The sequence below is a fragment of the Saccharomonospora iraqiensis subsp. paurometabolica YIM 90007 genome (assembly GCF_000231035.2).
In the GTDB taxonomy this organism is placed as follows: domain Bacteria; phylum Actinomycetota; class Actinomycetes; order Mycobacteriales; family Pseudonocardiaceae; genus Saccharomonospora; species Saccharomonospora paurometabolica.
The window spans coordinates 1,690-6,241 of record NZ_KI912207.1; the positions used below are offsets into that span (position 1 = coordinate 1,690).

A 4,552-nucleotide genomic window follows, 5' to 3' on the forward strand; every position below is an offset into this window, starting at 1 on the left:
CCGTGCCCGAGGGCACCGACGTCGGCGGGTTCCTGGACGCACTGGCCCAGGCCCGGTCGGGCGTGGCCAATGTGCCGGTCTACGTCGAGGTGCCGCGCGACGACCGCCGGACCGACGTGGTCGCCGCGCTGGCCGGGTACGGGTACCGGGCCAAGTTCCGCACCGGCGGGGTGCGTGCCGAGCTGTACCCGGACGAGGCCGAGCTCGCCGCCGCGGTGCGCGCCGTGACCGCGGCGAGGGTGCCGTTCAAGGCCACCGCCGGGCTGCACCACGCGGTGCGCAACACCGACCCGGAGACAGGGTTCGAGCAGCACGGGTTCCTCAACCTGCTGCTCGCCACCGACGCGGCGCTCGGCGGCGCGGACGAGGCCGACGTGGCCGCCGTGCTCGCCGAGCGGGACGCCGGCACGGTCGCCACCGGGGTACGCGATCTCGGGCCGCGGCGCACCGCCGCCGCGCGGGAGGCGTTCGTGTCGTTCGGGACCTGCAGTATCACCGAGCCGCTCGCCGAGCTCGTCGACCTCGGCCTGGTCGACGGCTCGGTCGTGCGCGGAGAAGGGATCACCACTTGACCCGCATCACCATCCCGGAGGGCTCCCCCTTCGGACTCGCCAACCTGCCCTACGGCGTGTTCTCCACCCCGGGCACCGACCCCCGCGTCGGGGTACGGGTCGCCGACTCGGTCGTGGACCTGGCGGCCACGCTCGGCGACGACGTCTTCGCCCGGCCGTCGTTGAACTCCTTCATGGCCCAGGGCCGGGCCCGCTGGGACGAGGTGCGGCGGCGCGTCCACGAGCTGGTCTCCGGCGACGTGCCGGACCACGCGGTGTACCCGGTGTCGGAGGTGACGCTGCACCTGCCCGTGGAGGTGGCCGACTACGTCGACTTCTACGCCTCCGAGCACCACGCCTCCAACCTCGGCAGGCTGTTCCGCCCGGACGCCGAGCCGCTGATGCCGAACTGGAAACACCTGCCGGTCGGCTACCACGGGCGCGCGGGCACGGTCGTGGTTTCCGGCACCGACATCGTCCGGCCCAGCGGCCAGCGCAAGGCCCCCGACGAGCAGGTCCCGTCGTTCGGCGGCTCGCGGCGGCTGGACATCGAGGCCGAGCTGGGCTTCGTCGTGGGCACCGGGTCCGCGCTGGGTGAGTCGGTGTCCACCGACGAGTTCGCCGACCGGGTGTTCGGCGCGGTGCTGGTCAACGACTGGTCCGCCCGGGACATCCAGGCGTGGGAGTACGTGCCGCTCGGCCCGAACCTCGGCAAGAGCTTCGCCACCTCGGTCTCACCGTGGGTGGTGCCGCTCGCCGCGCTGGAGGCGGCCCGGGTGCCGCTGCCCGGCCAGGACCCCGAGCCGCTGCCGTACCTGCGCGAGCGGGAGGACTGGGGCCTGGACATCGAGTTCGTCGTGGAGTGGAACGGGCGGGAGGTCTCCCGCCCGCCGTACCGGGAGATGTACTGGTCGCCCGCGCAGATGCTGGCCCACCTCACGGTCAACGGCGCGACCAGCCGCACCGGCGACCTCTACGCCTCGGGCACGATCTCCGGGCCGGAGAAGCACCAGCGGGGCGCGTTCATCGAGCTCACCTGGAACGGCCGGGAACCGCTGGAGATCAACGGGGAGCAGCGGACGTTCCTGGCCGACGGTGACGAGGTGACCCTCACCGCGACCGCACCGGCCACCGACGGCGGCAGGATCGGGTTCGGCGAGGTACGCGGCCGCGTCCTGCCCGCACAGGACGGTTGACCCGGTGATCCGGTGCCCGCCGGACCCGGCCGGGGACGGTGGGCACCGGCACCGCGCTACAGTGGTAGTTGAACGGACAACTACTTCGTGAGCGTGGTGACGACATGCAGTTCGGGGTTTTCAGCGTCGGGGACGTCACGCCCGACCCCACCGACGGGCGCACGCCCAGCGAGCACGAGCGCATCAAGGCGATGGTGCGGATCGCCCTCAAGGCCGAGGAGGTCGGCCTGGACGTCTTCGCCACCGGCGAGCACCACAATCCGCCGTTCGTGCCGTCGTCGCCGACGACCATGCTGGGCTACATCGCCGCCCGCACCGAGCGGCTGATCTTGTCCACGGCGACCACCCTGATCACCACCAGCGACCCGGTGAAGATCGCCGAGGATTTCGCGATGCTGCAACACCTGGCCGACGGCCGGGTGGACGTGATGCTGGGCCGGGGCAACACCCCGCCGGTGTATCCGTGGTTCGGGCAGGACATCCGCCAGGGCATCCCCCTGGCGATCGAGAACTACGAGCTGCTGCACCGCCTCTGGCGGGAGGACGTCGTGGACTGGGAGGGCCGGTTCCGCACACCGTTGCAGGGCTTCACGGCCACCCCGCGTCCCCTGGACGGGGTGCCACCGTTCGTGTGGCACGGCTCGATCCGCAGTCCGCAGATCGCCGAGCAGGCCGCCTACTACGGCGACGGGTTCTTCCACAACCACATCTTCTGGCCCGCCGAACACACCAAACGGATGGTGGCGCTGTACCGGGAGCGGTTCGCCCACCACGGCCACGGTGATCCGGAGCAGGCGATCGTGGGCCTCGGCGGCCAGGTGTTCATGCGGCCCAACTCGCAGGACGCGGTGCGCGAGTTCCGGCCCTACTTCGACCACGCGCCGGTGTACGGCGGCGGGCCGTCCCTGGAGGAGTTCTCCACGCAGACCCCGTTGACGGTGGGCAGCCCGCAGCAGGTCATCGACCGCACCCTGGGCTTCCGGGAGTACGTCGGCGACTACCAGCGCCAGTTGTTCCTGATGGACCACGCGGGCCTGCCGCTGAAGACCGTCCTGGAGCAGCTGGACATCCTCGGCGAGGAGGTCGTCCCGGTACTCCGCAAGGAGTTCGCGACCCGCCGCTCCCCCGGTGTCCCGGACGCCCCCACCCACGACTCCCTCCGCGCGGCCTCCTGAACGAGGTCACCCGGGTGTTGCCGTGAAGGGCACTTTTCCTGCGTCAGGTGCCGTGAGGGGCACATTCACTGCGCCAGATGCAGTGAATGTGCCCCTCACGGCAACACCTCACGCCGGGGTGAGGCCGAGTTCGCGGGCGATGAGCATGCGTTGGACCTCGCTGGTGCCTTCGCCGATCTCGAGGATCTTGGCGTCGCGGTAGAAGCGGGCGACCGGGGTCTCGTTCATGAAGCCGTAGCCGCCGAAGATCTGGGTGGCCTCGCGGGAGTTGTCCATCGCGGCGTTGGACGCGGTCAGCTTCGCGATGGCCGCCTCCTTCTTGAACGGCTCGCCGCGCAGCATCTTCGCCGCCGCCTGGTAATACGCCAGCCGGGCGGTGTGCACCCGCGTCTCCATGTCGGCGAGCTTGAACTGGATGGTCTGGTACCGCCCGATGGGCCCGCCGAACGCCTCCCGCTCGCGCACGTAACGCAGGCACTCGTCGACACACCCCTGCGCCAGTCCGACGCTCAGCGCGGCGATCGCGATCCGACCCTCGTCCAGGATGGACAGGAACTGCGCGTACCCGCGACCCCGCTCGCCGAGCAGGTTCTGCGCGGGCACCCGGCAGTCGTCGAAGGCGAGCTCGTGGGTGTCGGAGGCGTTCCAGCCGACCTTCGAGTACTTCGGCGCCACCGTGAACCCGGGTGTGCCCGCGGGCACGATGATCGTCGAGATCTCCTTGCCGCCGTCCGGCTTGCTGCCGGTCACCGCGGTCACGGTGACCAGGCTGGTGATGTCGGTGCCGGAGTTGGTGATGAACGACTTGCTGCCGTTGAGCACCCACTCGTCCCCGTCCAGGGTCGCCGACGTCCGAGTGGCCCCGGCGTCGGAGCCGCCGCCGGGCTCGGTGAGACCGAACGCGCCGAGTTTCTCACCCGCGCACAGTGCGGGCAGCCACCGTCGCTTCTGTTCCTCGGTGCCGAAGCGGTACAGCGGCATCGCGCCGAGCGAGACCCCGGCCTCCAGCGTGATCGCCACGGACGAGTCGACCCGGGCGAGTTCCTCCAGCGCCAGGCACAGCGCGAAGTAGTCCCCGCCCATGCCGCCGTGCTCCTCGGGGAACGGCAGGCCGAACAGGCCCATCCCGGCCATCCCCGCGACCAGGTCGTACGGGAACTCCTCGCGTTCGTAGTAGTCCCCGATCACCGGGGCCACCTCGGCGCGCGCGAAGTCCCGCACGGTCCGCCGCAGCGCCTCGTACTCCTCGTCGAGCCGGTCATCGATCATGCTGTGCCTTCCTCCGGGGTCACCAGGGCGAGTGGTTCGTCGAGCGCGACCTGCTGGCCCGCGCGCACGTTCAGTTCGGTGACCACGCCGTCGACCGGCGCGGTGATGGTGTGCTCCATCTTCATGGCCTCGACCACCAGCAACGGCGCACCGGCGGCGACGACCTGCCCGGGTTCGGCCTTCACCACCAGCACCGTGCCCGGCATCGGGGAGGTCACCGGGCCCGCCTCCGTCGCCTCGGCGTGCGAGGCCAACAGGTTCGGCCGTTCCCGCACCGCGACCGCACGTCCCTCGCGGGCCAGCCACAGCGTGCCGTCGGGCTCGGCCGCACGGCGGTAGCGCCGACGTTCGCCCGCCACGC

5 protein-coding genes are annotated in these 4,552 nt (G+C 71.2%); 3 read left to right on the top strand and 2 right to left on the bottom strand.

Going from position 1 to position 4,552, the window contains the following annotated elements:
- The 3 genes from SACPADRAFT_RS25370 to SACPADRAFT_RS0203245 all read left to right on the top strand — a co-directional run.
- Positions 1-572, top strand: a 572-nt coding sequence (locus tag SACPADRAFT_RS25370; protein WP_233357114.1) for a hypothetical protein, incomplete at its 5' end; no start/stop codon positions are given.
- On the top strand, positions 569-1,747 hold the full coding sequence (fahA, locus tag SACPADRAFT_RS0203240) for a fumarylacetoacetase (protein ID WP_007026624.1): 1,179 nt from the start codon (positions 569-571) through the stop codon (positions 1,745-1,747). The genes SACPADRAFT_RS25370 and fahA, both read left to right, overlap by 4 nt.
- A 104-nt stretch (positions 1,748-1,851) precedes the next feature.
- Positions 1,852-2,922 (top strand): LLM class flavin-dependent oxidoreductase, encoded by a 1,071-nt coding sequence (locus SACPADRAFT_RS0203245; RefSeq protein WP_007026625.1) that lies wholly within the window; start codon positions 1,852-1,854, stop codon positions 2,920-2,922.
- A gap of 108 nt (positions 2,923-3,030) precedes the next feature.
- Here the strand turns inward: SACPADRAFT_RS0203245 and SACPADRAFT_RS0203250 are convergent, their stop codons facing one another.
- Both SACPADRAFT_RS0203250 and SACPADRAFT_RS29825 read right to left on the bottom strand, forming a co-directional pair.
- Positions 3,031-4,191 carry an acyl-CoA dehydrogenase family protein gene (locus SACPADRAFT_RS0203250; RefSeq protein ID WP_007026626.1) on the bottom strand — a complete coding sequence of 387 codons (1,161 nt, stop codon included), beginning with the start codon at positions 4,189-4,191 and terminating at the stop codon, positions 3,031-3,033.
- On the bottom strand, positions 4,188-4,552 hold a 365-nt coding region (locus SACPADRAFT_RS29825), incomplete at its 5' end, for an acyl-CoA carboxylase biotin carboxyl carrier protein subunit (protein WP_157577038.1). The genes SACPADRAFT_RS0203250 and SACPADRAFT_RS29825, both read right to left, overlap by 4 nt.